Source organism: Klebsiella planticola (assembly GCF_000783935.2).
Taxonomy (GTDB): domain Bacteria; phylum Pseudomonadota; class Gammaproteobacteria; order Enterobacterales; family Enterobacteriaceae; genus Klebsiella; species Klebsiella planticola.
Genome location: NZ_CP026047.1, coordinates 5,094,726 through 5,118,390, shown reverse-complemented (window position 1 = coordinate 5,118,390; position 23,665 = coordinate 5,094,726). Strand labels below are relative to the sequence as shown.

Genomic DNA, 23,665 nt, shown 5'->3' with positions numbered 1-23,665 from the left:
CGCCGGAGGAACGATGAGAAAGATAATTGCAACCCCACACGCGCCGGGGGCCATTGGCCCCTATGTTCAGGGCGTCGACCTCGGCTATCAGGTCATGACATCGGGACAGATTCCGGTCTGCCCGCAGACGGGAAAGATTGCCGACAGCGTGGCCGATCAGGCGCGTCAAAGTCTGGAAAACGTTAAGGCGATCGTGACGGCGGCGGGGCTGGAGGTGGGCAGCATCGTGAAGACCACCGTATTTATTACCGATCTCAATGACTTTGCCACCATCAATCAGGTCTATCAGCACTTCTTTGATGAGCATCAGGCGACCTACCCGACGCGCAGCTGCGTGCAGGTTGCCCGCCTGCCAAAGGATGTGAAGCTGGAAATTGAAGCCATCGCGGTACGCGACCTCTGAGGCAACGGCGGCGGGGCGTACCTGTTTTTGCCCTGCCGTCCAATTCCTGTGACTTCTGTTCTCCACGCAACGGCAACCCGAGGATGGGGATATGATTAGCGCATTCGATATTTTTAAACCCGGCATTGGTCCTTCCAGTTCGCACACCGTAGGGCCGATGAATGCCGGAAAACGTTTTATCGACCAGTTGGTGAGCATGGGCGACATCGCTCCTATCACGCGCATCGTGGTCGACCTGTATGGTTCTCTGTCGCTGACCGGTAAAGGTCATGCCACCGATGTCGCGATTGTTATGGGACTGGCGGGAAACAGCCCGCAAAATGTCGATATTGACGGCATGCCGGCATTTATTCAGCAGGTGATGCACAGCGGGCGCCTGCCGATCGCCAACGGCGTGCAGAGCGTAGACTTTCAGATGGCGGACGACATCGTGTTTCACCCGCAAACCCTCCCGTATCACGAAAACGGGATGCGTATAACCGCCTGGAGTGGCGCACAGGCGTGGGCGAGCCAGACCTACTATTCGATCGGCGGCGGTTTTATCGTCGAAGAGGGAGCCTGCGGGGGGACGCCGGATGCCGAGGTTGCGGTGCCCTATGATTTTCGTTCCGCCAGCGAACTGCTGCGGCTTTGCGAACGCAACGGCCTGTCGGTCTCCGGACTGATGAGGCAAAACGAGCTGGCGCTGCGCAGTCAGGCGGAGATTGACGCCGGTTTTATGCGCATCTACGCGGTGATGCGCGACGGTATCGAGCGCGGAATGAACACCGAAGGGGTGTTGCCCGGCCCGCTGAATGTTCCGCGTCGCGCGGCGGCGTTAAGGCGGCGGCTGGTTTCCAGCGATAGCCTCTCCAGCGACCCGATGAACGTCATTGACTGGATCAATATGTTCGCCCTGGCGGTCAGTGAAGAGAATGCCGCCGGCGGGCGAGTGGTGACGGCGCCGACCAATGGTGCCTGCGGAATAATTCCCGCCGTGCTGGCCTATTACGATAAATTCCGCCGTCCGGTCAACGCCGGTTCGCTGGCGCGCTATCTGCTGGCGGCGGGCGCGATTGGCGCGCTGTATAAAATGAATGCGTCGATTTCCGGGGCTGAAGTCGGTTGTCAGGGAGAGATTGGCGTCGCTTGCTCGATGGCGGCGGCAGGGTTGACCGAACTGCTTGGCGGCAGCCCGGCACAGGTCTGCATTGCGGCGGAAATCGCCATGGAGCATAACCTCGGCCTCACCTGCGACCCGGTTGCCGGGCAGGTGCAAATTCCCTGTATTGAGCGCAATGCGATTAACGCGGTTAAGGCCGTCAATGCGGCGCGTATGGCGCTGCGTCGCACCTCAGAGCCACATGTTTCGCTGGATAAGGTTATCGAAACGATGTACGAAACCGGCAAGGATATGAATGATAAATACCGCGAAACCTCCCGCGGCGGGCTGGCGATAAAAGTGCTCTGCGTGTAGGTCGCGTGGCAATAGCGGGGGAGCGCAAGGCCCGGCGGGCACAATATCAGGGGCGGCAGATTGCCGCCCCTGATGCCTTATCGGCAGGAAAATCAGACGGTCAGCGCTTACAGAGTGCTTTGTTTCACCGCCGTTTTCATCGGAATCACGGCAATCACCACCGCGCCCAGCACCAGGAACCCGGCGACCATAAAGATACCGGCGTTGAAATTCCCCGTGACGTCTTTCAGCCAGCCCATCAACAGCGGCCCCAGCGCCGCGCCGGTCATGCCGGTCGCGTTGATCACCGCAATCCCCAGCGCCCGCGCGCGCAGAGAAATTGACTGGTCAGGAGTCGTCCAGAAAATGACCATCGCGGCAAAGGCGCCGGCGGAAGCCATCACGATCCCGGTGAACTGCAGCAGCGGGTTGCTGCTGGACGCGGTGAGCATCCAGCCCGCCGCCGCGAACAGATAGGGCAGCAGCGTATGCAGCTTGCGCTCCTTCAGGCGGTCGGAGCGTTTGCTCCACCAGATCATCCCGACGATGGTACAGATTTGCGGAATCGCGCTCAGGATCCCGATAGTGATATTACTGCTCTGCTCGTTGAAGCTGCGCAGAATTAGCGGCGTCCAGACGCTGAGGGCGCTCAGGGTATTGGTCAGGCAGAAATAGGCCAGCGTGTAGAGCATGATAACCGGGGTAAACAGCTCCCGCAGCATGCTGCGCTGAGACAGCGGCAGGCTGGCTTCGCTGAGCCGCGATTGCTGTAGCGCCGCGCGGTCGGCATCCAGCATCTCTTTTAAACAGGCTTTATCATCGGCAGTCAGCCATTTGGCTTTATCCGGGCTGTCATCAAGCCAGAACCACACCACCAGTCCGAGCAGCACCGACGGAAACCCTTCCAGCAAAAAGAGCCACTGCCAGCCTTTCAGATTCAGCACGCCGTCGAGATTAAGAATATACCCGGAAGCCAGCGAGCCAAGCGCCATGGTGACGGGCATCGCAATCATAAACAGGGCGTTGGCGCGGGCGCGGTATTGCGCCGGGAACCAGAAAGTTAAGTACAGCAACAGTCCCGGGAGGAAGCCGGCTTCGGCAATTCCCACCAGCATTCTCAGCACGTAAAGACTGTTCGGGCCAGTGGCGAACATGGTGGCGGTGGAGGCTATCCCCCAGACCACCATCAAAATGGCGATCCAGCGGCGGGCGCCGACGATACTGAGCATGATGTTGCTGGGAATGCCGCAGATCACGTACATCACGTAAAACAGGGTGGTGGCCAGGCCGAACATGGTGCTGGTGAGCCCCAGATCTTTGCCCATGGTCAGGCCGGCAAAGCCAATGTTGATACGGTCGAGGTAGGAGAATACGAACAGAATAAAGAGAAAAACAATTAAGCGACGAAATAGTTTATTGATGACGGATTGCTGACGTGCATCCAGAGGTCTCGCCGCAGAGGAGGGCGGGACCAGTACCTCGGAGCGGGTCTGTTCCATTGAAGGACTATTGTTCATCAAAAGCTCCACATTGTGATTATTAGTATTGGTCAACAGGTCGGCTAAACGTATAGAAAACAGACAGGGAGAACGTCAATTTAATGTTCAATAAATGATACAGAATTGTTACTTAACCGACATATTGGAATCATAATGAGAGCCAGATCGCCTGGGGGTAATGCGTCAGGGCTGGCGTGTTCAGTCGGTGGATATCCGGAGATTCGCGTTCACGATGAGGCAAAAAAAGAGCGGTTGGGCGGCGGTGTAGGGAAGTCAGGCTGTGACAAAACGAACAAACAAAGAGCTTATGTGCCGTTGTGGAGAGAGCGAATATAACTATTTACTTGAATATTCATGTAATTAGCCCATAACTCCACGCCGTATCGGAGGGGGGAACCGGTTAATGCCTGTTGTCATCAATATGATTCATTTTTATTAGCTTGCTACATAATAATGAAGCCAGTTTTAAAACGCTGCGGCGACCATCCGCCGTCGGAAGATTCAGAACGGACTGGCATTGCGCGCGCTGACGGGCTCGCCGCTGACAGGGTGAACAAAATGCAGTTCGCTGGCATGCAACATGAGCCGCGGCGCGCGTGCGCTGCCCGGCCACGTCAGGCCACCGTAGAGATCGCAGCCCAGAATCGGGTGCCCCAGCAGTTGACAATGGATCCGCAGCTGGTGGGTGCGCCCGGTTTCCGGGAACAGCTGCACCCGGCTCAGCGGCAGCAGGCTACCCTCTGCGCCTTCACGGGTGAGGCGTTCTGTCACCCGGTAGCGGGAACGGGCTGGCTTGCCGTTAATGGCGCAAATGGCCATGCGCGGAAAGCGCGCCGGATCTTTGGCAATGGGGGCATCGATGGCGCCTTCATCCTCATGGAGATGCCCGTACAGCAGGGCGCTGTATACCTTTGTTACCGAACGTTGGCTGAACTGATGGCTCAGCGCCGCATTGATCGTTTTATTTTTGGCTACCACCATCAGCCCGGAAGTACCAAAATCCAGACGGTGAACGAGGGTACAGCCGGGAAATTGTTGCACCAGCCGATGGTGCACCGAGTCGAGATTCTGCGGATTCTTCCCCGACAGGCTGAGCAGCCCGGCGGGCTTATTGATCAGCAGCAGATGCTCGTCCTGATAAAGGATCGCGATGGATTCGTAGCAGGGAGGGGCAATAAAAGTATCGACGATGGTGGACATGAACAGGAGCCTGAAAAGGGTGGGGGCGGATAATAGCGAATTTTCCGCCCGCTGGCGATTGCGGCGAGGAGCCGCGGGAGGAATATCGCCAGGCCGCTCCTGCGGTATCACCTCATGAACGCCGCCGTCACTGGCGTTCGCTACGGCGCCTGACTACCGGGCCCGACGGATTACCGATGTGGTTATCTCAAGGATGCGGCGTAGACAGGGCGCCTTCCAGCGCTTTGAACTGCTGCCAGCTGACCTCATCGATTTCGATACCGTGCTGCAGGCGAAATTGCCGCTGCCGCTGCTCTGCCTCACCGGGCAGCAGCAGCCCGTCGTCGTCTCGCGATGTGCGGGTCCATGCCAGCATGTCGGCCACCGCCGCGGTGTAGCGCTCCCCCGCGCCGAGCAGGGACGGGTCGAAGACGATCGACAGCATATTGTTGATGATGCCGGGCCCGGCGGGGGGCGGGGCGCTCTCGGTTTCGCCGCCGGTCAACGCCGCGCCGAGCAGGCTGCAGATCAGCGCCAGACCGGAACCTTTGTGGGCGCCGAACGCCAGCAGCGCGCCGAGCGGCTCCTGCATCAGCCAGCGCGGATCGCGGGTCGGGTTGCCCACGTTATCCACGGCGCAGCCGGGCGGTAGCTCCCGGCCCGCATTCCAGGCGATCCGCGCTTTATTGCCGGCAATGGTACTGGTCGCGAAATCAAGCACTACCGGCGGCTTGCCGGCGACAGGAATACCGACGCAGAAAGGGTTGGTGCCGAAGCGCGGGCGCTGGCCGTTGAACGGCAGCACCACCGAGCGGGCGCCGACGTTAGCGAAGTGCAGGGATACCAGCCCCTCCGCCGCCGCCTGTTCCGCCCAGGCGCCGATGCGCCCAAGATGATGGGTCTGCGCCAGTCCCATAATGCAAACGCCAAACTGCCGCACCCGCAAAATAGCCTGTTCCATCGCCAGCCGACCGGTCAGCTGGCCAAAACCGTTGCCGCCGTGAAACGAGATCACGGGCCCGGCATCGCGAAGCAGTTGCGGGGTTGCCTGCGGATCGAGTTCTCCGGCGCGAATGGCCTCGATATAGCGGGGAATAAGCGTGACCCCATGTGAGTCATGGCCTTGCAGCGACGACTCGACAAGATTATCCGCTACTTCCCCGGCAACCGCCTTTGCGACTCCGGCCTCCTGCAGGTGCTGGCGTAAATAGCGACGCAGCTCATCATGATTAAAAACCGGCATAATCGCTCCCTGGTTTTCCACTCAATAATATGAGCGGCAAACTATAGCGCCGTTTATTTCTTAACATAACGACAGAAACTGACTTTATATATCTGGAAAACGCATAGTGATAACCGGGTGTTAATTCTTGCCGGCAAAATAGACCATGATGTCATTTAACTGTTATCACCTGCGGACGTCCGGACTAACGGGAATAATATATAGCAATAAATCATTTATTATTCCCGGGGAATGGCTTCAGGATAAATCGACTTTTTTAAATACGCCTCAGGATATGACGGCGATCGGTGGGTTGATGATTGACGGGAGCGGCAATGAATTTACGGCACGGCAACGGCATGTCTTATATAGGGAAACGGTCGGCAACGGCTTTATTCTTGCTCAGTACTCTGCTGGCGGCGACCGCTGCCAGGGCAGAGGGCACCATCGGTATTGCCCAGCAATATGGCATTGGCTATCTGATCCTCGACGTGGTGCGAGATCATCAGCTAATCGAAAAGCATGGCAAAGACGAAGGGCTGGATATTAAAGTCGAGTGGCGCACGCTTTCCGGGGCCACCGGACTTAATGAAGGGCTGCTTTCCGGCGCGCTGGACGTGGTGGCCGCCGGCGTTCCGCCGGCGCTGACGCTGTGGGACCGCACCCGGGGCAAGCAGAATGTGAAAGCGATCGCGGCTCTGGGATCGATGCCGAACTACCTGCTGAGTAACAACCCGGCGGTGCAGAGCGTCAAGGATCTGAGCAGTAAAGACCGTATCGCGGTCCCTGCCGCCGGCGTAGGTTTTCAGTCGCGGACTCTGCAGATAGAGACCGCGCGGCTGTTTGGCAACGCGGACTATAAGCGCTTCGATAATATTACGGTCAGTCTCCCGCACCCGGACGCCAGCGCGGCGCTGATTGGCGGAAAATCGGAAATTAGCGCCCATTTTTCCAGCCCGCCTTTTCAGTATCAGGCGCTGGAACATGCCGGTATTCATAAAATATTAAGTTCCTATGAGGTATTAGGCGGACCGGGAACCTTTAATCTGCTCTATACCACGGAGAAATTTCATGATGACAATCCAAAAACCTATCGCGCCTTTTTCGCGGCCCTGGCGGAAGCGGAGGAGATCATTAAAGCCGATACAGCCGGGGCCGCGCAATCCTATATTCGGGTGGAGCAGTCGAAGCTCCCGGCGGCGTTTATCGAGAAAATGATCGCGGATCCGGAAAATAATTTCACCATTACCCCGCAGCGGACGTTTGTTTATGCCGATAAGCTGTATCAGCTGGGAATATTGAAACACAAAGCCGAATCCTGGAAAGATTATTTCTTCAGCGAAGCACATACCCTGCCGGGGAGTTGATATGTCTGAACTATCCGTCGCATTACCCCCGCCTCTGCTGCGCGTTGAGGGCGTTAATTTGCAATACCGCACCCGCGAGCGGCTGGTGCAGGCCACCCATGACGTCAGCTTTGACGTCTGGCCGGGGGACCGGTTTGTCCTGCTCGGGCCGTCCGGCTGCGGAAAATCCAGTTTACTGAAAGCCATTGGCGGATTCTTGCCCCCGGTCTCCGGGGCGATCCGCCTGGCGGGAGAAACGGTTAATCGCCCTGGCCCCGACCGGATGATGGTTTTTCAGGAGTTTGACCAGCTACCGCCGTGGAAAACGGTGGCGGAAAACATCGCTTTCCCGCTGATCGCCAGCCGCCGGGCGGGACGAGCCGAGGCGATGGAGCGCGCGGAGTATTTCCTGCATAAGGTGGGGCTCGGCGCGTTTCGCCATGCCTACCCTAATACGCTCTCCGGCGGGATGAAGCAGCGGGTCGCCATTGCGCGCGCGCTGGCGCTGCATCCCCAGGTCCTGCTGATGGACGAGCCCTTTGCCGCCCTCGATGCGCTGACCCGGCGCAAAATGCAGGAGGAGCTGCTTAGCCTGTGGGAAGAGGTGCGGTTTACGCTGCTGTTTGTCACCCATTCTATCGAAGAGGCGCTGATCGTCGGCAGCCGGGTGCTGCTGCTGTCGCCGCATCCCGGGCGGGTGAAGGCCGAGCTGAACTGTCATCAGTACACGCTGGCGGATGCCGGTGGGGAAGGGTTCCAGGCCGATGTCGCGCGGATCCACGACCTGTTATTTCCGCCGGCGGCATTACCCGAGGGCGGCGTAAAGGATAATCACTCAGGGAGTCCATATGAGCAACCTACCTCCTGTCCGGCCTGAATACCAGCGCGAGCTGCCGCCGCTGGAGAATTTCACGCTAGCCGAACCGCTGCCGCTGCTCGTGCGGCTGGGAAATCAGGCATGGCTGCGTAAATCCCTGCTGCTGCTGGTGCTGATCGCCGTATGGGAAGGGGCGGCGCGCTGGCAAAATAATGACCTGATGTTTCCCGGTTTCTGGCAAACCTTTACCGCTCTGCAGGAGGATATCGCGAGCGGCGAGCTGCCCCGCCGGGCATGGCTATCGATCGGTTTGCTGCTGAAAGGCTATTTGTTGGGCACGTTTCTGGCGCTGCTCATCAGCGCGCTGGCTATCTCGACGCGCATTGGCCGGGATTTACTGAGCACCCTGACGGCGATGTTTAACCCGCTTCCCGCCATCGCGCTGCTGCCGCTGTCGCTGCTGTGGTTCGGCCTCGGCAACGCGAGCCTGGTGTTTGTTATCGTCCATTCGGTGGTCTGGCCCATGGCGCTGAATACCTGGTCCGGCTTTATGAGCGTGCCGGAGACGCTGAAAATGACCGGGCGTAACTATGGATTAAGCGGATGGCGATACGTGCTGTGGATCCTGATCCCCGCTGCGCTGCCGGCGCTGCTCTCGGGGCTGAAAATCGGCTGGGCCTTTGCCTGGCGGACGCTGATTGCGGCGGAGCTGGTATTTGGCGCATCGAGCGGCAGCGGCGGGCTCGGGTGGTACATTTTCCAGAACCGCAATGAGATGTACACCGACCGGGTATTTGCCGGTCTGGTGATGGTCACCGCTATTGGCCTGTTGGTTGAGGGGCTGGTATTTGCGACCCTGGAAAGGCTGACGGTAAAACGCTGGGGTATGCAGAACTAGCGCCGGAACAAGAGGGAGAAGAATGCGCATGATAGCGATGAAAGTGCCGGAAAATTATTTGCAGCAGGCGGGGGTGCTCAACAAGGTGGGGGAATACGTTGCGCCGCTTGCCCGCCGGGTCTTGATTGTCGCCGGCGGCCATGCCCTTGGCGTGGCCGGAGACGCGCTAGGCCACAGCCTTCAGCGTGAAGGTATCGCTTTTGACGTCGCCCGTTTAACCGGGAAATGTACCCTCGCGACCGTGCAAAATCTGGCGCGCCAGGCGCAGGAGAGCGGGGCGCAGGGCGTGGTTGGCCTTGGCGGCGGTGCCGTGATGGATACGGCAAAAGGGGTGGGAGAGCTGGCCGGGCAACTGCCGGTGATTCAGGTGCCCACGGTGGCGGCAACCTGCGCCGCATGGTCGCCATTCAGCGTGCTTTACAACCGTCAGGGTGGGCATAGCGGCAGCCTGCCGCTGCGGCGGTTTCCCGCCTGGATCCTCGTGGATAGTGAGGTCATCGCCGCCGCGCCGGTGCGTTTTTTAAAAGCCGGGATCGTTGATGCGCTGGCGAAATGGTTTGAATTCAGTCCCTATCAGTCGCCAGACGGTGACGCGCCCGGGCTGACGCTGCAGCTCAAGTTTTCAGCGATGGCGCTGGAGGTTTTTGAGTCGTCTGCCATGCAGGCGCTGGAGGATAATCGCCGTCAGCGGGTGACCCGGGCGTTAGTGCAGACCATCGATGCGGTGATTGCCTTCGCCGGGCTGGCCAACAGCGTCCGCGATGAGAGCCAGCGGATTGGCGTGGCCCACGCGATTCACAACAGCATGACCCATCAACAGGCGTTTCATCACTGGCTGCATGGCGAAAAGGTGGGCTATGGGCTGGCCGTACAGGCGATACTGCAACACCGTGACCCGGTCGACCGCGAGCCGCTGCTGGGCTGGCTGCGGCGGATGGAGGTGCCGCTGACGCCTGCCGAATGGGGAAGCGGCGATCCGCGCCCCCTGCTGGCAGGCATTGCGGCAGGGGTGAAGATTAAACCGGAGGCGCGTGAACATCTGCCCTTCCCGGTAGATAGCGCCAGCCTGCAGCAGGCGCTGCTGGCGACCCTCAACCGGCAGTAGACGGTGAACGCCCGCGCTCGTCGGGCGTTCATCCCCGGCAGGGTTAGCGCTCGCGCCGGGCCATAAACTGCGCCAAATCGACCAGACGGTTGGAGAAGCCCCACTCGTTGTCATACCATGCGAGGATCTTGACCATATTCCCGCCAATCACCAGCGTCGACAGGCCATCGATAATGGAAGAACGCGGGTCGCCCTGATAGTCGCTGGAGACCAGCGGCTCGTCGCTGTAGCCGAGAATGCCCTGCAGCGGGCCGGAAGCGGCGGCCTGGCGGAATGCCTCATTCACCTGTTCTGCCGTCACCTCGCGCTCCAGCGTGACGGTAAGGTCGACAATCGACACCACCGGCACCGGCACGCGCAGCGAGTAGCCGGTCAGGCGGCCATCCAGTTCAGGGATCACTTTGCCCAGCGCTTTGGCGGCGCCGCTGGAGTAGGGAACGATGGATAACGCTGCCGCGCGGGCGCCACGGAGATCTTTTTCCGGCTGGTCATGTAGCGCCTGGCTGTTGGTGTAGGCGTGGGTGGTGTTCATCAGGCCATGCTTGATCCCGAAATGCTGATGCAGAACCTGAGCTGCCGGGGCAAGGCCGTTGGTGGTGCAGCTGCCGTTGCTGACGACCGAATGCTGCTGCGGATCGTACAGCTCGTGGTTAACCCCCATCACAATGGTTAAATCGTCATTCTTGCCGGGCGCCGAGATGATCACCCGTTTCGCGCCGCCGCTGTGAATGTGGACCGCCGCTTTTTCACGTTCGGTAAAGAACCCGGTGGCTTCGATGACGATGTCCACCCCCGCATCTCGCCACGGAATACGCGCCGGGTCGCGTTCGCTGTAGACGATGACGGATTGACCATCGACGCTAAGCGCTCTGTCGGCTGCCTCCACGGCTACCGGCAGGGTGCCCAGCAGCGAGTCATATTTCAACAGGTGGGCCAGCGTTTTGCTGTCCGTCAGATCGTTGATTGCCACAATCTGAATATCCGGATTGCCCAGCGCCGCGCGCAGGACGTTACGCCCGATTCTGCCGAAACCATTAATACCGACCTTAACCATGATCCACTCCTTATTTGTTGTCTCTGGTTTACTGTAGGTTGTCGGCATTTCGGCGTAAATGACGAATAACGATCACTTTACGCCATTTTTCGGCAGTGAAAACGCTGCCGGTATTCGCCCGGCGTCAGGTGCAGCTGTTTTTCAAAGATGCGGCGCAGGTTAATGGCGCTGCCAAGACCGGATTGTTCGGCGACTCTTTCCAGCGTGTCGCTCGTTTGCTCCAGCAGCTGTCTGGCGGCGGCCAGGCGCGCTTCGGCAACGTAGCGCGCCGGAGAGACTCCGGTTTCACGGGTAAACACGCGGGTAAAATTGCGCGGACTCATCGCGACCTTTTCCGCCAGCGCTTCGACACAGAGATCGGCGGTGATATTGGCGAGGATCCACTTCAGCAGCTCGCTTATCGGGCCTGAACTGTTGATTTGGTCGAGGTTGTAGCGGCTAAACTGCAGCTGACCGCCGGGGCGACGGAGGTACATCACCATATCCTGGGCGATATCGCGGGCGAGGGTGAAGCCGTAATCGTCTTCCACCAGCGCCAGCGTCAGGTCGAAACCGGAGCTGACGCCGCCGGAGGTCCAGATCGGACCGTCCTGAATATACAGCGGCCCGCCTTCTACCCGTACCTCCGGGAAAGCCGACTGCAGGGTGTCCAGCAGCTTCCAGTGGGTGGTGGCCCGCCGGCCGTTCAGCAGCCCGCTTTGCGCCAGCAGCATCGCGCCGCCGCATACGGAGGCGATGCGTCGGGCGTGGGGCGCGGCGAGGCGCAGCCAGTCGACCACGGCGATGCCTTCCTGCTCGTTTTGCCCTCTGCCGGTGATGATGATGGTATCGAGCGGCTCGCGCGGATCCACTTCGTGAAGACGATGGTCTGCAAGCAGGTTCAGCCCGGACTGACCGTGGATCACCTGGTGGGGCTGGGTGGTGGCGAGGGCAACGCGGTAGCGCGGGCGCTCAGCCCCCTCCGCGTGCAGTCTGTTGGCCTGCATCAGAATGTCGGCAATACCGGCGGATTCAAAGAGCATGCCGCCATCGGGGACGATAATCAGTATTTTCTTCATGTCCTGAAAAGTAAACCTTTGACAAAATAAGTCAACAGGGAAGGTGGTGGTGGTTTGCGGGAGGACGATGGCAGGCTGCGGCTCTGGAGGTGGGGCAGGGCATCAATGCGACCATCGCGCATTGATGCCCGGGCGCTAACCCCGCAGGCGCGCGGGGCGGGCGTCGGCCGTGAGGCAGTTAAAAGTCATACTGTAGAGCCAGACGGTTTTGCCAGAAATTTTTATCCGAGGTGGAGTTGGTCTGTACGCCGGCAAAGTCCGTCAGGCTCAGCCCGTTCAGCACTCCCCCGAAACGGTAGGTGCCGTAGATCAGGTATTCAGACTGGTGGCTGCTGGAGGCGCCCGCCACGGGGGTTAAATCCATAAACGAGTAGCGGCTGCCGAGGGAAACCTGCTCCGTGGCGGCCCAGTTCAGGTCGGTGGAGTAGGCGTTGCCGCTGCCGAGGTCCTGGGTACTGGTAAAGAAGGGCTGCGCGAAGTAGGGGCCGGAAGAGGTATTGTGCGCGTACGGCGTCACCAGGGCGCCGTTGCCGTAAGCGTTACCGTTGGCGGCGATGTGGTTATAATTCAGCGTCCATGCCAGAGACGGGGCCAGCTTCATGCTGAACTGCGCGCCATAGCTGGTGCTGTTCACCTCGCCGGCCAGCGCTTTGCCTTCGCTCAGGCCGCGAATGAACTGGAGGCCGATTTTGGGCGCAGCGGCATATTCGTTCCACGAGAGGAAGCTGTCGGCGTAGACAATCCGCGTATAGTCGTCATAGTTTTCGTACCACATCTGGGCGTTAACTTTGCGATCGCCGAACGATATGGATCGTCCGCCGCCGACGCCCCACATCCCGTTGGTGCTCTGCTCGATGTCGGTATACGCGGTGGTATCCAGAAACCGATCGTCGCCCCAGGGTTTATAGCGGGTGATTTTCGTGGCGTGCAGGAAATTGTCGCTATCGCCATAGCTGGCATCAATCGCCCGGAAAAGTATCGGCGTAATGCGCCAGTCATAGTCGCCGATAAAAGGAATATTAATCCGCTGGTCGCCGGCGGTGATGCGGAACTGGTCATAATGCCAGCTGAGCCAGGCTTCGCCGACGCCGGTTTGATTGGGGCCAAGTTCGTTAACCAGATGGTCATCGTTATGGGAAATTCCGCGCTGCAGAATGCCGCTGACGCCGAGGCTGACGCCATAATATTCCGCCGTAGCATATTTGACGCTGCCGCCGTAGCTGACCGTATCTTGCGACAGGCCCGAAACAAAATAGGCATTATGGGTTGAATAATATAATGTGCGCAGGCTGCCGCTGACGCTCCCGCAGGTAAAGAATTCGCTGAGTGAACCGGCGATGCCGGATTCACAGTCGTGGGTTAATGGAATAGCGGCGTGGCTGGCATCGATAAATATCCCCTGGGAAATGAGCAAGGCGCCCAGCGTCGCTCCGCGATATATGTTTTTGCGTTTCATTGACATCACCCTGTTAAATATCACTGCAATTTCGGAAAGAAAAATACCGGCCATGAATATGGCGGATGATCACCTTGTGCTTTTATTCTGTAGGGTTGGTAAATGGTCTGGATTTTATTTATCGGTTAACAACAACGGATTGTTGTCTAAGACTAACTGGTCGCGCAGCGCCCAGCCGCGCAGCTTGCCTGGGTTAAGTAAACCATCCGGGTCGATATATTTTTTAACGGCCACGACATCCGGGCGAATAATTCCCTGCTTGCCGTCTTCAACCTGCAAAACATGCGGGTTATTAATCTTGATGTCGTTATCGCGGAATATCTGCATAATTTCATTGAGTCGCTCTTCTGTCGAATAGCGCACCAGCTGCAGGCCGCTGGCGGTAATATTGCCATCATTATCGCGGAGAAATTCAATATGCGATATGACCTCCCCGGCGAACCGCTGCTCCATCTGCAAAATTTGCTCCGCGAAGCGCTGATAATTAAACGCGGTTTGTAAATAGGTCAGCGTATTGTCGATTTTCAGCGCATGCAGCGTGGTGTGGTTCCAGCAATATTCCATTAATGAGGTATGGCTCTCCCGGGCCTCATCGCCGCTCTGGCGGATGGCATTTTCTCCCTGATGTTTCAGCACCAGACCGTGACAGAGACCTTCGCTCTCCTCGGCGATAACGCTGATGACCGCGTGCTGCCCGGCCCGATAGTGGCCGTTAAGGTGGCTAAAATAGTCGGGGATCGGCGCGGCAAGCAGCGCCAGCTGGCGCTTGACGAAGCCGGGCGAGCGGAGGCACTCGTTGGCATACTTCAGGGCGTCGGCGAAGTCGTCAAACACATCCAGGCGTTCAATCCAGCGGTGCACGGGAGCCAGCGCCAGTTCGACTTCAAGGATGATGCCGTTGCTGCCGTAGGCGTGATGCAGCAGCAGCGCCTGCGGTGCCGGAATGGTCAACACGCGGGGCGAGGCCTCCACGGTCATCACTTTGACGCTGAGCACATTGCCGGGCGCCGCCAGGGGACCGTAGTTAATGGAACCGATGCCGCCAAAACCGCCGCAGTAGAGGCCGCCTAAGCTGGCCAGACGGAAGGTCGACGGCATGCAACGCAGCTCCCATCCCGTCGGACGGGTGGCGTCTTCAATCTCCGCCAGGCGAATGCCGGCCTGGGCGCGCACCGTGCCGTTTTTGAGTTCGCAGATCCGCTTCAGGGCGGTCATATCGACCAGCACTCCGCCCTCGAGGGGCACCAGCTGGCCATAATTGCCGGTGGCGCTGCCGCGCAGGGTAAGCGGCAGCTGCTGCTGCACGCAGGCGGCAACCAGCTGCCGTAGCTCTTCTTCGTCCCGCGGACGGACCACCGCGTCCGCCTGTTTTCCCTCCAGCTGCTGGTTGAGCACCGGGCTGAACCAGTGAAAATCGCGGGAAAGACGTTTGATCTTCGCCGGCTGTAAGGTCCACTCCAGCTCCGGCAATGCCTGCTGGATCAGCGCGACCGCCTGTTGACGTTGCTCACGAGTCATCATTTTTCTACCTGTTAATCATCAATACGTTAGTGAGATTGCACCGCTTCGCTTTCATGCCATGCGCTGAGCGCCCGCTGCGACACCCAGGACATCACCCCAAACAGCGCGATACCGGCGAGGGAAATTAACAGCAGAGCGGCAAACATCAGCGGGATGTCCAGCTGGTAACCCGCCTGCAGGATCTGATAGGCGAGGCCGGTATTGGTGCCGCCGGTACCGGCGACAAACTCCGCCACCACGGCGCCGATCAGCGACAGACCGCTGGAAATACGCAGGGCGCCGAAGAAATAGGGCAGCGCGGAGGGAATGCGCAGTCGTACCAGGGTTTGCAAACGGCTGGCGTGGTTGAGCCTGAAATAGCTCAGCAGGCCGGGCGATACGCTACGCAATCCCTGGGTGGTATTAGAGATAATCGGGAAGACCGCCATCAGGGTTGAGCACACCACCAGTGAGAGGGTGGCGTCTTTTACCCAGATAATGATCAGCGGCGCGATGGCGACAATTGGCGTTACCTGCAGGAAGACGATGTAGGGAAACAGCGCGGTTTCCACAAAACGGTTCTGCACCAGGATAAACGCAATGGCGGTGCCGATGACGATCGACAGGAGAAATGAGATCAGGGTGATCTTCAGCGTGAACAGCAATGACAGCAGCAGCGGCGTCAGATGCGTCCACAGGCTTTCCACCATCACGAGGGGGGAAGGCACCAGAAATTGCGGGATGCGGAAATAGCTGACCGCCCCCTGCCACAGCAAAATCACCAGCACCGCGACGAGGGTTGGATAGAGAATTTTGAGAAAACGGGGATGATTAATCCACGGTGTCGATTTAGCGGCTTTCATATTAGGACTCCATACCGGATTGGCTTGCCTGTAAGAGACTGTCCTGCAGCTGTCGGGCATAGTGGGAAAATGCCGGGCTGACGCGGAACTCTTCACTGCGTGGGAACGGCTCTCTGATGGCGATATCTTCGACCACCCGGCCCGGGCGGGCCGCCATCATAATCACCCGCTGAGAGAGGAACACCGCTTCATGGATCGAATGGGTGACGAACACCACCGTCAGGTTCTGCTCCTGCCAGAGACGCAGGAGATCGCTATCGAGCTTATTACGCGTAATTTCATCCAACGCGCCGAAGGGCTCATCCATCAGCAGCAGTTTGGGCCGCGTCACCAGGCCACGGGCGATGGAGACGCGCATCTGCATGCCGCCGGATAGCTCGCGCGGCAGGACGTTGGCGAACTTGCCCAGCCCCACCAGTTCCAGGGCTTCGCTCACCCGGGTGTTGGCTTCCGCCCGCGGAACGCCGGCCAGATCCAGAGGCAGCCGGACGTTGCTGTGGACGCTGCTCCAGGGCATCAACGTAGCTTCCTGGAAAACGAAAGAGAGGGGGACCTGGGCTTTTTCCCGGCTATCGCGACGCCACAGCATCAGCTTGCCGTCGCTGGGCTCCACCAGGCCGGCGACCATTTTCAACAGGGTGCTCTTACCGCAGCCGGAGGGGCCGAGCAGAGTAACAAACTCCCCCTGATTGATGGTCAGATTGACGGGCAGCAGCGCCCGGGTGCCGTTGCTGTAAATCTTCTCTGCCGAGAGCACTTCGATGGCCGGCGTCGCGGGCGCCTGAGCGAAGCGGCTGTCGCTCATGACGGTAAGTTTAGGAGCGGTATTCATGGCATGACTCCGGCATCTTTGACCATATCCAGGGTATAGGTCTGCTCAAAAGGCACTTTGCTGGCATCGATCAGCTTGTTTTTCACCAGCATGTCCCAGGTTTTCTTCAGCCGCGGGCGGGTGATGATACCGATGCCGTCGGTCATGGCGTCGCCGCCGGTGACCAGCTGATATTTCTTCATCTGGGCAATACCGAAGGCGATCTGCTCGGCCCCCATTTGCGGATTCGCTTTGCTAATCAGCGCATTCCCGGCGCCGGGATCCTGAAGATAGCTTTTCCAGCCCTCCATCGAGGCTTTGACGAACGCCGCCACGGCCGCCGGACGTTTCTTGATGGTGTCGGTCATACAGATAATCGAGTTGCCGTAGGGAGGGTAGCCCCAGTCGCTGAGCGGATAGACGTAGAACGGCTGCCCCCCTTTGGCGACGGAGAACGGTTCGGAGGTCACGTAGCCCTGCTGTACCAGATTTTTGTCCGCCAGGAACGGCTGGACGTTGAAGGTATAGGGACGCACTTTGGTGCTGCCCAGCCCCAGCTCGCTCTTCGCCCACGGCCAGAAAGAGGTATAGGCTTCGGTGGCGAGCAGGAAGGTTTTATCTTTTAATTGTGCCGGGTTATCGACCTTATCATGGGTGATAAATACCGTTGGCGAGTGCTGAAAAACGGTGGCGACGGTGACGGCGTGCACGCCGGCCTGCCAGGTTTCCAGCGCCTGGCCGTTGTCGCCGAGGGTACAATCCGCCTGACCCGCCGCCATCAGCTGCATGACGTTGATCTGCGGGCCGCCCATTTTAATGTCGACGTCGAGGCCGGCGTTTTTATACAGCCCTTTGGCCTGGGCCTGATAGAAGCCGCCGTGTTCCGCCTGGGCATACCAGTTGGTGAGGAAGGTAAATTTTTCCGCCGCGAGGCAGGATGCGGAGGTGGCGATGGCCGCAAGGGTCAGCATCGTGTAAGCCGGAGTACGCATATTTTTCATCAGAGTTCCTTTTACTCAGCAACGGAAGAGGAAGGGGTGGACTGCACAAAGCCGTTCCAGTGGTGTTTTCCCCAGCTTGGTTCGTGACGGACGACCCACTCCATGCGGTGGATTTCGCTAATCGCCTGCGCCCAGCTGACGGCCAGGGATTCGAGCAGCCCCTGGCCCTGCTCCAGAGTGGCGGGGGTCGGGTCGCCGATAACGCCGCTGGGGCCAAAGTCGTAAGAGGCCCAGGCCGCCGCGGGACGGCCTTTCGACAGGGTCGGGCAGGGGAACGGCGGCGGAAAGTTGGCGACGGCGCGCGCCATATGAACGCACTCCGGTGCAAGGGCCAGCATCAACGCCGTTTCGCTATGGCCCGCGTGCATCGCCATTTTCTGTTCCTGAGGGCTGAGAAACTGTTTTTCGCTGTTGGGGACGTTGAACACGTCGTGCGGGATGAGGATCATATCGCCGTGACGCAGGCGCATTTCCCGGGAGGCCATCTGCAGGACCTGCGGCTGTCCGCCGTGACCGTTGATCATCAGCAGCTTGCGAAAGCCGGCCCGATACAGGGATTCGGCTATCTCGAGGAGAGTGTGCAGCAGCGTGTCGCCGCTCAGGGTCAGGGTGCCGGGAAAATGCAGATGCTCGTCAGACTTACCGTAGGTGATCGGCGGGATGGCATAGGCCGGGATATCCGCCGGCAGCCGGGCGAGGGCATGGCCCGCGACGCCGGAAGAGATCACGCTGTCCACGGAACAGGGCAGATGCGGACCGTGTTGCTCAATCGCGCCGGTGGGGAGCACGATAACCGTATTGCTTTTGTCCGGCAGGTCGGCAATCGCCGTCCAGCTCAGAAAAGGGAGAAAGCGCTCTGCAGGAATATAACCGTTGATCATCGCTGTGCCTCTGGGTCGAGAATTATTGGGGTAACCAGACCGTCGCTTCAACTTCAATAAGCACCGTGGCGTCGGGCAGCATTTCGCTGACCTGCACCACGGTCGAAACCGGCGGTTGGCCGGGGTAAAACAGCTTCCTTACCCGGCTGTAATAGGGAAAATGGTCAAGATTGCGAAAGTACTGCACCAGTTTGATGACGTCGCTCATCTGCCCACCCGCGGATTCCACGGTCCGGCGGATGCTTTCCAGCACGTACCAGCTCTGGGCCAGGATCGGCCCCTGTTTCGCATCCGTCGAAAACTCGCCCGTTTCCCCCAGCAGCTCCCGCACCTCCTCCGGCACATCCTGAAAGCCGTTGACGATGGTGCCGTTCAGCGGGTTGACCGGGATAATGCCGGAAAGAAAAATAAAATCGCCGGCTCTGCGCCAGGCGGCATACCGCGCCAGCGGAGCCCCCGCGCCTGCTTCAAGACTCATACGTCATCTCCTGTTGCCACACCCGCTGGTGGGTTAACCGGCCGCGGTTAACCACCAGACGAGCTGCGCTGTTTAAAGGCCAGGTAAACCTGTCGCTACCCGGGAAAATCACCAGCGTGGCCGCGTTGCCGACGGCGAAAGGCGTAGCCTCCTCCGGCGCAGCGGTTAACGCCGCCCGGTCGCAAATCAGCCGCGACTGCCGGTCGAAAACGTCGCTGAGCTGGGCGCTGAACAGGCCGCAGGCCAGGGTATCCAGCGGGTCATAGCTCCCCGCCGGGCAGAAAGCGTCCTGCACATTGTCGCAGCCGAGCAGGGTGGCAACGCCGGCAGAGCGGGCCTCCTGAAGCAGCGTGATCCCCCGCTGGCGCGGCGTGCGGCCAGTCACCGCATCCTGTAGCAGCAGGTTGGTCATCGGCAGGGCGATAAGGGTGACGGAGTGCGCCGCCAGCTGGCGCAGGATCTTCTCCGCCTGCTCCTCGCTGCCGCTGGCGAGGGCGCAGCCGTGGCTGCAGCAAATGTGTCCAGGAAAAGCATGGCGGGAGAGGGACTCCGCCAGCCAGGCCAGCCCCCGGGGATGGTCGTTGAGCTCCTCATCGATATGCAGATCCAGATCCAGCCGCCAGCGGGCCGCGCTGCGCAGCAGGTTTTCCATGGCCGCGGGATCCCAGTTGGAGGAGTGGACAAACCCGCCGAGTAAACAGCCCTCGCCGCCTTCGGCTACCGCCTGCGCAATGGCCTCCGCGGCGGCCGGGTCGGCAAACAGTCCCAGCGGCACCAGCGCCACCCGCTCCAGGCTGACGCCGGGATGCGCCAGGCGGGCGATCTCCCGCCAGGCGTCAGGTGCCTCGGCGGTGAACCAGTCAATATGGGTGCGCAAATGCGTGACGCCATTGGCCGCCGCCCGCGCCAGCGCGGCGGACGCGCGGCGCTGGAGATCCTGCGCGGTCCAGTGCCGGCGATCCTCGTGCATGGCGCGAATGGCGGCCAGCAGACCGGGTTCCGACGGACGGCAGCGTTCAAGGGTATAGGTCTTATCCAGATGGGCGTGGGGTTCGACAAGGCCGGGCAGCGCCAGCGCTCCGCCGAGATCCCATAAGCCGTGATTCGGTTGGCCGGAGGGCGCTATCGTCGCGATTCGCCCGTCGGCAAAGGTCAGGTCCGCGCTCAGCGGCGTACCGTTATGTTGCGTCGGCCAATCCGCAGGCAGCGCCCATGCCGGAAGGCGGGCGTTGCTGACGCCAGCAAGCGGCATGTGGGGGGAGGGAATGTGCATCGTCGCTCTCCTCACAGGTCGAGAACCAGAACCGGCGTTTTCGCCCGCGAACAGCACAGGGTAATCTGACTATTGCTGGCTTTTTCTTCCGCCGTCAGGACGCAGTCCCGGTGTTCAGGAATGCCGTCGATAACGTCGGTAATGCAGGAGCCGCAGATCCCCTGTTCGCAGGAGAGCATAACCTCGACTCTGGCGTGCAATAATACCTCGGCGATGGTTTGTTCCGGCGCAACCTGCAGGCGCTGGCCGCTTGATGCCAGTTCAATATAAAAACTGTTATTCTCCGCTTCATTATTCCGCTCGACCGGAGTAAAGCGCTCAAAAAAGAATTGCGCGGCCTGCCAGCCATATATTGGCATCGTATCCTGTAGCCGCTGAATAAAGCCGTCCGGGCCGCAGGCAATCACCGCAGTATCGATTTCCGCCGCGGTTAAACAGGCGGGGATCTCCCGGCGCAAAGAGTCGCCCTCGTCGCTGCAATGGATAACGACATTTCCCGCCGCAGAGAGCTGCTCCAGCCGCGCGGCAAAGGCCACGTGCCGCGCGGTGGCGACATAATAATGAATTTCAAAATCAAGCTCTTGCCGTGCTATCTCTTCCGCCATTGCCAGCAGCGGGGTCATGCCGATACCGCCGGCCAGCAGCAGGTAGCGCCTGGCCGCCGGCAGCGGAAAATGGTTGCGCGGGCGGGAGATGGAGAGTCGGTCGCCGGGTTTAAGCTCATGGTGCAGATAGCGGGAGCCGCCGGAGGAAACCGCGCCCAGCTTGACGCAAATTTCATAACTTTGCCGCTGGTCAGGCATCCCGCAGAGGGAATACTGCCGTGGGCCGATGCCGGGAATCATAATATCGATATGGGCACCCGCAGAATAGCCGGGGAATATTTTTCCGTCTTCGGGAATGAATTTTAATGACAGATTACCCAGCCCGTTTGGGCTTATTTCCTTGACCGATACAGGAATCAGATCGCCGTCTTTCATTAACCTTTGCCCTCCCATATTAAGCTGTCAGCAGGGCGGCCTGAGTCAGCGAAGGGAGAAAACGCCCTGCGCCGTAGGCTGTCCGGTATGCGAGTTAATTGGTGAAACGATTGTTTCTCCGCTATGAATGCTACGGTATTGTGATAAAACTGTTGCGTCCAGAGCTTTGATTCGCACAACCCGTTGCAAAAAAGAGAGCACCCAGACCATGTTTGCATTCTCCCGTTTTCTGCTGTATTTCACCGAAGTGGCCCGCCAGGGGTCGTTTCGTAAAGCGTCAGAGGCGCTGCACGTCTCGGCGTCTTCCATCGATCGTCAGATTTTGCGCGTCGAAAATGAGCTGGCGATGCCGCTATTCGAGCGCCATCCTACGGGGCTGCGCCTGACGGCCGCCGGGGAGCTGCTGCTGCATGCGGCAAATAACTGGAAAAAGGACTTTACCCGGGTGTGCGAGCAGCTGGATGACCTGCGCGGGCTGCGGCGCGGGCATGTGCGCATCGCCACTATCGATGCCATTAACCGGCATTTCTTTTCGGCGATGCTGAAGGAGGTGCATAACCATTATCCCAACATTTCTTTTACATTAACCACCATGAACAATATCAACATCCAGCAGGCGCTGATCTCGGGCGAGGCGGATTTTGGTATCATGCTCAACCCCCAAAGTTCCCGTGAACTGCAGGTCCGGGCCTTTGCCGAAATGAATCTCGGGATCGTGGTGCCTAAGGGCCACCCGCTGGAAAGCCGTAGCGCCGTGCGGTTTAATCAGTGCATCGAGTACCCGTTTATCATTCCTTCCGCGCCGCTGATGATCGGCGAGCCGGTGGAGGCGCTGGTGAATATCAGCGGCAATGAGGTTAGGGAAGTGGCTGTTTCTAATAACATTCACATGATAAGAACCCTGATCAAAGAGCAGATGGGCATCGGTATTTTGTGTCGCCTGGATATTCTGGATGAGATTCAGTCCGGTCAGCTGGCGTTTATTCCGTTGACCGATCCGCAGCTTAAACCCTTCACCCTGGCGCTGTGCGTCTCCCCCGCCCGGCAGCTGTCGCTTGCCGCCTCCATGATGCTCAAGCAGCTGGAAATCCTCTTCAGCCAGATTTGACCCGCAGGCACTAAAACATTCCACGAACGCACCATTATGGTGCGTTTTGTGTGTTAGTGAATCAAAGGTTGCATGAGAGGGCGTCGCCGACGACGCGCGATTCTGGCGGGGCGCCGGGGATGAGGTATGCCGATCGCCCCTGGCACAGTTTTTGTATAACTGAACATGAGTATAAGCGGTCAGTGCGGTTTATCCGTACGGGACATTGCTCAGTAACCATTTCGCGGTTCAATGTTGACCGGGGTGGGAGGCTGAGCCGTTGTCCGCTCGTCCTCTTTCCCGGCGTTATGAGGAGAGGGGCAATGAAAATACGTTCACGCATTCCCTGGGGCTACCGTGTGCTGGGCCTGGTTGCCCTGAGCGGTCTGTCTCTGGCCGTTCAGGCCGAGGATAAAATTGTTCTGCTGACCTCCTGGTACGCCCAGGCGGAGCAGGGCGGCTATTATCAGGCCCAGGCAACGGGGATCTACAAAAAATATGGTCTGGATGTCGACATTCGCTCCGGCGGCCCCCAGGTTAACGGCATGCAGCTGCTGTTATCAAAACGGGCTGACGTCATTATCGGCTACGATCTGCAGCTGCTGGAAGGCATTCAGCGGGGATTCCAGGCCAAAGCCATTGCCGCCCCCTTTCAGTATGATCCCCAGGGGCTGCTGACCCACGCCGATGTTAGCTCGCTGGAGGGGCTGAAAGGGAAAACCATTCTGGTCTCCAGCTCCGGCCAGGCGACGTGGTGGCCGTGGCTGAAGGGGCACTATCAACTGAATGATGCCCAGGCCCGACCCTACACCTTCAATATTCAACCCTTTGTCGCGGATAACAACGTCGCCCAGCAGGCCTACGTCAGCTCCGAGGTTTTCCAGGTGCAAAAGGCGGGGGTGAAAGCGAACTTCTTCCTGTTTTCCGAACACGGCTATCCCCCCTACGGCGGCATCATGATTGCCCGCCCGGAAACCATCGCCGATCGCAAAGCGGCGATGGCGAAGTTTGTCCGCGCGTCGATGGAAGGCTGGGTGAGCTACCTGAACAATCCGGCCCCGGGAAATGCGTTGATTAAACAAGATAACCCCAAAATGACCGACGATCTGCTGGCCTGGGCCGTCACACAAATCCGCCAGCATCACCTGATTGATGGCGGCGACGCCGCTACCGAGGGTTGGGGAACGATGACGGAAACGCGCTGGCGGAAGACCCGTGATTTTATGGTTAGCGCCAACCTGCTGGATGCCGCGACCGACTGGAAGCAGGCCTATACCACCGAGTTTGTGCAGGCTATGCAGGTTAAACCCTGAGGAGCG

The 23,665-nt window shown here is 59.3% G+C and carries 22 protein-coding genes; 8 read left to right on the top strand and 14 right to left on the bottom strand.

Translation table 11 applies throughout. The features are described 5' to 3' along the window. Positions 1-13 precede the first annotated feature (13 nt). Together MC50_RS24665 and tdcG are read left to right on the top strand one after the other, a co-directional pair. Positions 14-403, top strand: coding sequence for an enamine/imine deaminase (locus MC50_RS24665; RefSeq protein WP_032687053.1), 390 nt, complete (start codon positions 14-16; stop codon positions 401-403). Between the two features lie 91 nt (positions 404-494). Further along, a complete protein-coding gene (tdcG, locus tag MC50_RS24660; RefSeq protein ID WP_047665177.1) occupies positions 495-1,859 on the top strand; it encodes an L-serine ammonia-lyase in 1,365 nt (454 codons plus the stop codon). 107 nt (positions 1,860-1,966) lie between these two features. Here the strand turns inward: tdcG and hpaX are convergent, their stop codons facing one another. From hpaX to MC50_RS24645, 3 genes are all read right to left on the bottom strand, one after another. Beyond that, the gene (gene hpaX / locus MC50_RS24655; protein WP_046852232.1) at positions 1,967-3,337 is read right to left on the bottom strand and encodes a 4-hydroxyphenylacetate permease; all 1,371 of its coding nucleotides are present in this window, start codon (positions 3,335-3,337) and stop codon (positions 1,967-1,969) included. Positions 3,338-3,838: 501 nt separating this feature from the next. Next, positions 3,839-4,537: an RluA family pseudouridine synthase gene (locus MC50_RS24650; protein WP_047665175.1), complete on the bottom strand. Its 699-nt coding sequence runs from the start codon at positions 4,535-4,537 to the stop codon at positions 3,839-3,841. A gap of 187 nt (positions 4,538-4,724) precedes the next feature. Beyond that, positions 4,725-5,759, bottom strand: a complete 1,035-nt coding sequence (locus MC50_RS24645) for a malate/lactate/ureidoglycolate dehydrogenase (RefSeq protein ID WP_047665174.1) — start codon at positions 5,757-5,759, stop codon at positions 4,725-4,727. A 338-nt stretch (positions 5,760-6,097) separates the two neighbouring features. Between MC50_RS24645 and MC50_RS24640 the strand changes: the two genes are divergently transcribed. Genes MC50_RS24640 through MC50_RS24625 form a run of 4 tightly spaced genes read left to right on the top strand, consistent with a single transcriptional unit; the run spans position 6,098 to position 9,904 of the window. Beyond that, on the top strand, positions 6,098-7,105 hold the full coding sequence (locus MC50_RS24640; RefSeq protein ID WP_032687347.1) for an ABC transporter substrate-binding protein: 1,008 nt from the start codon (positions 6,098-6,100) through the stop codon (positions 7,103-7,105). Position 7,106: 1 nt separating this feature from the next. Then, positions 7,107-7,961, top strand: coding sequence for an ABC transporter ATP-binding protein (locus MC50_RS24635; RefSeq protein WP_032695237.1), 855 nt, complete (start codon positions 7,107-7,109; stop codon positions 7,959-7,961). Continuing rightward, on the top strand, positions 7,933-8,799 hold the full coding sequence (locus tag MC50_RS24630; protein WP_032687059.1) for an ABC transporter permease: 867 nt from the start codon (positions 7,933-7,935) through the stop codon (positions 8,797-8,799). Before MC50_RS24635 ends, MC50_RS24630 begins: the two co-directional genes overlap by 29 nt. Before the next feature lie 28 nt (positions 8,800-8,827). Then, a complete protein-coding gene (locus MC50_RS24625) occupies positions 8,828-9,904 on the top strand; it encodes an iron-containing alcohol dehydrogenase family protein (RefSeq protein WP_047665669.1) in 1,077 nt (358 codons plus the stop codon). A gap of 43 nt (positions 9,905-9,947) precedes the next feature. On the opposite strand, the gene gap is transcribed toward MC50_RS24625, so the two are convergent. The 11 genes from gap to MC50_RS24570 form a co-directional block, all read right to left on the bottom strand. Further along, positions 9,948-10,958 carry a type I glyceraldehyde-3-phosphate dehydrogenase gene (gap, locus tag MC50_RS24620; protein ID WP_047665172.1) on the bottom strand — a complete coding sequence of 337 codons (1,011 nt, stop codon included), beginning with the start codon at positions 10,956-10,958 and terminating at the stop codon, positions 9,948-9,950. A 77-nt stretch (positions 10,959-11,035) separates the two neighbouring features. Then, positions 11,036-12,016: a GlxA family transcriptional regulator gene (locus MC50_RS24615; RefSeq protein WP_032695235.1), complete on the bottom strand. Its 981-nt coding sequence runs from the start codon at positions 12,014-12,016 to the stop codon at positions 11,036-11,038. 178 nt (positions 12,017-12,194) lie between these two features. Continuing rightward, positions 12,195-13,472, bottom strand: coding sequence for an OprD family porin (locus MC50_RS24610; protein WP_047665666.1), 1,278 nt, complete (start codon positions 13,470-13,472; stop codon positions 12,195-12,197). A 114-nt stretch (positions 13,473-13,586) separates the two neighbouring features. Next, complete coding sequence (locus MC50_RS24605) at positions 13,587-14,993, bottom strand: FAD-binding oxidoreductase (protein WP_190306314.1); 1,407 nt, start codon at positions 14,991-14,993, stop codon at positions 13,587-13,589. A 26-nt stretch (positions 14,994-15,019) separates the two neighbouring features. Beyond that, complete coding sequence (locus MC50_RS24600) at positions 15,020-15,835, bottom strand: ABC transporter permease (protein ID WP_032699424.1); 816 nt, start codon at positions 15,833-15,835, stop codon at positions 15,020-15,022. 1 nt (position 15,836) lies between these two features. After that, entirely contained in the window at positions 15,837-16,667 is an 831-nt protein-coding gene (locus MC50_RS24595) for an ABC transporter ATP-binding protein (protein ID WP_032687064.1), read from the bottom strand. Further along, positions 16,664-17,647, bottom strand: a complete 984-nt coding sequence (locus tag MC50_RS24590; protein ID WP_047665171.1) for an ABC transporter substrate-binding protein — start codon at positions 17,645-17,647, stop codon at positions 16,664-16,666. Before MC50_RS24590 ends, MC50_RS24595 begins: the two co-directional genes overlap by 4 nt. Positions 17,648-17,658: 11 nt before the next feature. Next, positions 17,659-18,528, bottom strand: a complete 870-nt coding sequence (locus MC50_RS24585) for a creatininase family protein (RefSeq protein ID WP_032695233.1) — start codon at positions 18,526-18,528, stop codon at positions 17,659-17,661. 22 nt (positions 18,529-18,550) lie between these two features. Further along, complete coding sequence (locus tag MC50_RS24580; protein WP_032687067.1) at positions 18,551-19,006, bottom strand: RidA family protein; 456 nt, start codon at positions 19,004-19,006, stop codon at positions 18,551-18,553. Next, on the bottom strand, positions 18,996-20,279 hold the full coding sequence (locus MC50_RS24575) for an amidohydrolase family protein (RefSeq protein WP_047665169.1): 1,284 nt from the start codon (positions 20,277-20,279) through the stop codon (positions 18,996-18,998). Before MC50_RS24575 ends, MC50_RS24580 begins: the two co-directional genes overlap by 11 nt. An 11-nt stretch (positions 20,280-20,290) precedes the next feature. After that, positions 20,291-21,259: a PDR/VanB family oxidoreductase gene (locus MC50_RS24570; protein WP_047665167.1), complete on the bottom strand. Its 969-nt coding sequence runs from the start codon at positions 21,257-21,259 to the stop codon at positions 20,291-20,293. A 208-nt stretch (positions 21,260-21,467) separates the two neighbouring features. Between MC50_RS24570 and MC50_RS24560 the strand changes: the two genes are divergently transcribed. After that, on the top strand, positions 21,468-22,367 hold the full coding sequence (locus tag MC50_RS24560; RefSeq protein ID WP_032695229.1) for a LysR family transcriptional regulator: 900 nt from the start codon (positions 21,468-21,470) through the stop codon (positions 22,365-22,367). A gap of 302 nt (positions 22,368-22,669) precedes the next feature. After that, positions 22,670-23,659 (top strand): ABC transporter substrate-binding protein, encoded by a 990-nt coding sequence (locus MC50_RS24555; protein ID WP_032687071.1) that lies wholly within the window; start codon positions 22,670-22,672, stop codon positions 23,657-23,659. Positions 23,660-23,665 lie beyond the last annotated feature (6 nt).

Bases quoted from the DNA above. Each gene is read 5' to 3' on its own strand.
- MC50_RS24630 (WP_032687059.1), top strand. From the start codon at position 7,933: ATGAGCAACCTACCTCCTGTCCGGCCTGAATACCAGCGCGAGCTGCCG.
- MC50_RS24575 (WP_047665169.1), bottom strand. From the start codon at position 20,279: ATGCACATTCCCTCCCCCCACATGCCGCTTGCTGGCGTCAGCAACGCC.
- MC50_RS24570 (WP_047665167.1), bottom strand. From the start codon at position 21,259: ATGAAAGACGGCGATCTGATTCCTGTATCGGTCAAGGAAATAAGCCCA.
- MC50_RS24580 (WP_032687067.1), bottom strand. From the start codon at position 19,006: ATGAGTCTTGAAGCAGGCGCGGGGGCTCCGCTGGCGCGGTATGCCGCC.
- MC50_RS24600 (WP_032699424.1), bottom strand. From the start codon at position 15,835: ATGAAAGCCGCTAAATCGACACCGTGGATTAATCATCCCCGTTTTCTC.
- MC50_RS24585 (WP_032695233.1), bottom strand. From the start codon at position 18,528: ATGATCAACGGTTATATTCCTGCAGAGCGCTTTCTCCCTTTTCTGAGC.
- MC50_RS24555 (WP_032687071.1), top strand. From the start codon at position 22,670: ATGAAAATACGTTCACGCATTCCCTGGGGCTACCGTGTGCTGGGCCTG.
- MC50_RS24590 (WP_047665171.1), bottom strand. From the start codon at position 17,647: ATGAAAAATATGCGTACTCCGGCTTACACGATGCTGACCCTTGCGGCC.
- MC50_RS24610 (WP_047665666.1), bottom strand. From the start codon at position 13,472: ATGAAACGCAAAAACATATATCGCGGAGCGACGCTGGGCGCCTTGCTC.
- MC50_RS24615 (WP_032695235.1), bottom strand. From the start codon at position 12,016: ATGAAGAAAATACTGATTATCGTCCCCGATGGCGGCATGCTCTTTGAA.
- MC50_RS24595 (WP_032687064.1), bottom strand. From the start codon at position 16,667: ATGAATACCGCTCCTAAACTTACCGTCATGAGCGACAGCCGCTTCGCT.
- MC50_RS24665 (WP_032687053.1), top strand. From the start codon at position 14: ATGAGAAAGATAATTGCAACCCCACACGCGCCGGGGGCCATTGGCCCC.
- gap (WP_047665172.1), bottom strand. From the start codon at position 10,958: ATGGTTAAGGTCGGTATTAATGGTTTCGGCAGAATCGGGCGTAACGTC.
- MC50_RS24650 (WP_047665175.1), bottom strand. From the start codon at position 4,537: ATGTCCACCATCGTCGATACTTTTATTGCCCCTCCCTGCTACGAATCC.
- MC50_RS24635 (WP_032695237.1), top strand. From the start codon at position 7,107: ATGTCTGAACTATCCGTCGCATTACCCCCGCCTCTGCTGCGCGTTGAG.
- hpaX (WP_046852232.1), bottom strand. From the start codon at position 3,337: ATGGAACAGACCCGCTCCGAGGTACTGGTCCCGCCCTCCTCTGCGGCG.
- MC50_RS24645 (WP_047665174.1), bottom strand. From the start codon at position 5,759: ATGCCGGTTTTTAATCATGATGAGCTGCGTCGCTATTTACGCCAGCAC.
- MC50_RS24560 (WP_032695229.1), top strand. From the start codon at position 21,468: ATGTTTGCATTCTCCCGTTTTCTGCTGTATTTCACCGAAGTGGCCCGC.
- MC50_RS24640 (WP_032687347.1), top strand. From the start codon at position 6,098: ATGTCTTATATAGGGAAACGGTCGGCAACGGCTTTATTCTTGCTCAGT.
- MC50_RS24625 (WP_047665669.1), top strand. From the start codon at position 8,828: ATGATAGCGATGAAAGTGCCGGAAAATTATTTGCAGCAGGCGGGGGTG.
- MC50_RS24605 (WP_190306314.1), bottom strand. From the start codon at position 14,993: ATGATGACTCGTGAGCAACGTCAACAGGCGGTCGCGCTGATCCAGCAG.
- tdcG (WP_047665177.1), top strand. From the start codon at position 495: ATGATTAGCGCATTCGATATTTTTAAACCCGGCATTGGTCCTTCCAGT.